The sequence below is a fragment of the Coleofasciculus sp. FACHB-712 genome (assembly GCF_014695635.1).
GTDB lineage: Bacteria > Cyanobacteriota > Cyanobacteriia > Cyanobacteriales > FACHB-T130 > FACHB-T130.
Map to the genome: position 1 here is coordinate 1 of NZ_JACJOQ010000512.1, position 3,700 is coordinate 3,700.

The 3,700-nt window shown below is 47.5% G+C and carries 4 protein-coding genes; 2 read left to right on the top strand and 2 right to left on the bottom strand.

What is annotated here, in order from left to right:
- Positions 1 to 298 precede the first annotated feature (298 nt).
- Together H6F50_RS17105 and H6F50_RS17110 are read right to left on the bottom strand one after the other, a co-directional pair.
- Positions 299 to 940 (bottom strand): class I SAM-dependent methyltransferase, encoded by a 642-nt coding sequence (locus H6F50_RS17105; protein ID WP_199292213.1) that lies wholly within the window; start codon positions 938 to 940, stop codon positions 299 to 301.
- A 137-nt stretch (positions 941 to 1,077) separates the two neighbouring features.
- Positions 1,078 to 1,602 (bottom strand): hypothetical protein, encoded by a 525-nt coding sequence (locus H6F50_RS17110; protein ID WP_190429628.1) that lies wholly within the window; start codon positions 1,600 to 1,602, stop codon positions 1,078 to 1,080.
- Between the two features lie 208 nt (positions 1,603 to 1,810).
- Between H6F50_RS17110 and H6F50_RS17115 the strand changes: the two genes are divergently transcribed.
- Positions 1,811 to 2,980: an FAD-binding oxidoreductase gene (locus H6F50_RS17115; RefSeq protein ID WP_190429631.1), complete on the top strand. Its 1,170-nt coding sequence runs from the start codon at positions 1,811 to 1,813 to the stop codon at positions 2,978 to 2,980.
- A gap of 76 nt (positions 2,981 to 3,056) precedes the next feature.
- A partial coding sequence (locus H6F50_RS17120; protein ID WP_190429629.1) for a sulfite exporter TauE/SafE family protein occupies positions 3,057 to 3,700 on the top strand: 644 nt, incomplete at its 3' end.

The window sequence follows — 3,700 nt, forward strand, 5'->3', positions numbered from 1 at the left end:
AAGGTCGGCAAAGCTAATATGCAGACGCAATCTAGGATAAACTTTCAACCTTGTTACAGGCGACTTTAAGCTCGACGCTAACGATAAGTTGGTTGTCACATCTTTCACCAGTCGCATTACCCGCCCGGAGCTTAATTCCTGGCTAACAGAATCAAGTCTTCTAAGAGAAGACTGCCTAAGAATTTTAGTTTATTTCAATGGACTTGAGCGATGAGCCTTGAACTTGAGTTTCAGGCGAACCTGGGGCTACACAAAGAGCGCACTCCAAGCACTTCAATTACTTTCCCAAATAATCCTGCTACTTGGTAGCGACACCGGCAATTTGAGGGCTAACAATGGGGAAATCGATCTCAAACTTCTCGTAATTGAGGCGGTCAAAACCAGCGTTTTCCAATGCTACCCAAGTTTCTCGGTCTGGGTTGCAACCATCGGCAAGAAATTTCCACCCTGGACGCACTCCCTCCTGTACCCGTCGCAAGAAAGTACCTTGGGGTGCGGCGACGTGTTCGAGAAACAAGAAGCGCCCGCCGGGTTTGAGAACTCGCAAGATTTCATGGAAAGTTGCCGTTAAATCCGGCACCGAACACAAGACAAGGGTACTAACGACTGCATCGATACTGTTATCTTCAGCTTCCAGTCGTTGGGCGCTAATACTGCGGATATCGGGATTGTTTAAGCCATTTCGTTCGGCTTCTTTTCGCAGATAAGGATGCATATACGGGTTCGGCTCGATGCCAATCCAGCGAATGTCTTTTGGATAATAAGGGAAGTTAGCACCCGTTCCTGGGCCAATTTCCAACACATCGCCGTGCAAGTCAGAAAATAGATCGCGCTTGCGATCGCTTACCAGTTTTTCATATCCAGCGTTGCCTTTGGATAGCAACCACGCAAATAAGCGCTTATTCCAGCAACAGGGACAGCTTTGCATTTGTAACTCCATAGAAATTTCTTATTATCTACTAGCTGCTGACCGAGTGCTGAGTGGCTGTGCTGGGCGGCTATAAAAATACCCTAGGGGCATGGCAATACCATATCCCTAGGGAACACGAACTTTATACGTTATTTAAGCCCGATTCCTTATTCAATCGTCAACTTAAATGTGTATCTGGAATTGGTCAGCTTATAAGGCTGTGCAACCACAACCCGGTAATCGCCTGTTGATGTTGCCTCGAAATAAATATTTTGTGGGTGTTCCATCACTTTTCCGTTAGGCCAAACGAAGGTGAAGCCAGACAGTCCTTCGTCGTTGTTATCGGCACCTACGCGATCGCCTTCCCAGGTTATTTCTGTAATAATTGTTTGACCTTTCCGTGCCCTGAAAGTATAGATGTCTTTTTTGCCTAGGGGCACCGCTCCCTTAATCGTAGTAGAGCTTCTCCCCTGTGCAAACTGTACGCGCCGATTGACGCCGGTTTGGGGTTGGGCGGCTATTTGGAGGGTAGTATTATTGCCTACGTTAGTCTTAGAAACATGAATACCGGAAGCGTTGTTAGTGAGTGCTGTCGCCCATGCTTGGGAGTTCAACAATAGAAATGCCCCTGCACCGAGTAGCGCCAGCGTTGAAACATATTTGTAATTAAATTTACGAAGACCGAATGCCATGTGTTAACCTTCCTTTGAACTGAAGACGAGTTGTCGGCATCTGCACTTAGCACCCTTCAACTGCCTGCTTTTTGGTTCTTCAAATCGACGAAAAGCATTTCCAGAAATCAGGCAAAACCAAGGCTCGTTAGGGTTACAGAGCTTTACAGAGCGTGTGTGCGCGGGGAAGGAAAATAGTCATTAGACGCAGGAATGACCAATGGCAATCATGAAAACTTACGACTGGATTGTTGTCGGCGGCGGCATTACAGGCGCGGCGCTGGCTTACGAACTGGCAATCAAAGGCTTTTCGGTTCTTTTGTTAGAGCAACACGCCTCACTGCAAGGTGCCACTCGCTATAGTTATGGTGGAATTGCCTACTGGTCAGGGACAACTGAGTTGACGCGACAGTTATGTGCTGAGGGGATTGAGCGTCACCGCATTTTATCTGAGGAATTAGACACCGATACCCAGTTCCGCGAATTAGATTTAATTTTGACCATTGGTACTGATGACGATCCGGAGAAAGTTGCTGCCAACTACGCTGAGTTTGCAATTCCGCCTCGGTTACTCAGCGTTGTAGAAGCTTGCGAGATGGAACCGCTACTCAATCCAGATGCGATCGCTGCTGCTTTAACGGTTCGTCACGGTCACATTGAACCCGAAAAACTAACTCAAGGCTACACTCAAGCTTTTCGCCGCGCTGGGGGTGAGGTGCAAATCGATCGGGTGGTGGAACTACTCGGCACAGGCTCAAAGATTCAGGGAGTCAAAACCCCAACTGCAACCTACCACGCTGCCAAAACCGTTATTTGTGCCGGTGCAATGAGTCGGACGCTACTCAAAGCTGCGGGGATTCCTATCCGTTTGTATTTCACCCATACCGAACTCATCGAAACGCCACCCGTTGATGTACAGTTGCAGACAACGGTGATGCCAGCAGAAATCAAACGCTTTCAACTAGAAGCCCAAGCAACTATCCCTGAGCGCGATCGCTTCTGGGATGAACCCGATTATGAGCCTGTTCCACCGATTCTAGATGCGGGTGCGATTCAGTTCAAAGATGGCAGTTTACGCATCGGTCAAATTAGCCGCGCGATCGCGAACCCCGACGCTAAAATTGATGCGACCCAAAGTGAAGCGAACCTCCGTGCTGCGGTGGGTAAAATCTTACCAACACTAGAAAATCTACCCGGAAAGTGGCATCACTGCTTGGTTGCGTTTAGTAGCGATCGCCTTCCCTTAGTTGGGGCACTCAATAACGTAGACGGCGCTTATCTCTTCTCCGGATTCTCAAATCCCTTGGTATTCGTGCCATCCTTAGCCAAGCATTTTGCTAGTTGGGCAGCAGGTCAAGAAGACGAGGTTCTCACCCAATTATCGCCGCTACAGTTGTAGCGATACAATCCCTATTAGTCTGCGTAGGCAGGCTTTGTTTGTATAGCCGCGACTTCAATCGTCAGGGGTTTTTACTATGACAACCACGAGTTTATTGATTTTTGCGATCGCTGGACTCTTTGCCGGAATTCTCGCGGGATTTTTAGGCATTGGCGGTGGTACGGTTCTTGTCCCCTTATTAGTCGCTTTGAAATACACACCCGTGCAAGCGGTTGGCACCAGTAGCCTAGCAATTTTAATCACAGCAATTTCTGGCAGCGTCCAAAACTGGCGGATGGGGTTATTCAGCTTCAAAAGAGTGATTGCCATTGGATTTCCTGCTGTAGTCACTGCACAAATTGGTGCTTATTTAGCTACCCAATTCCGTCCTTATTTACTGCTAGCAGCTTTTGGATTATTGCTACTTTTAAATATTTACTTAGTTGAACTACGCAAGCAGCTAACAATCAAGAAGAAGCAGGAAGAAGAACAGGAACTAAAAACTCCAGGTAGCCACGATACCATCCCTAAAAATTCAAACATCTTCTTCAATCCAAATTTTGCCAGAATTGCCACTGGCAGCGCTGCTGGGATACTCGCAGGTTTATTTGGGGTTGGTGGCGGTGTAATTATGGTGCCGCTGCAAATTTTACTTTTAGGAGAAACCATCAAAGTCGCCATTCAAACCAGTTTAGGTGTCATCGTTATTACAGCTATATCAGCGACTATCGGACACGCTTT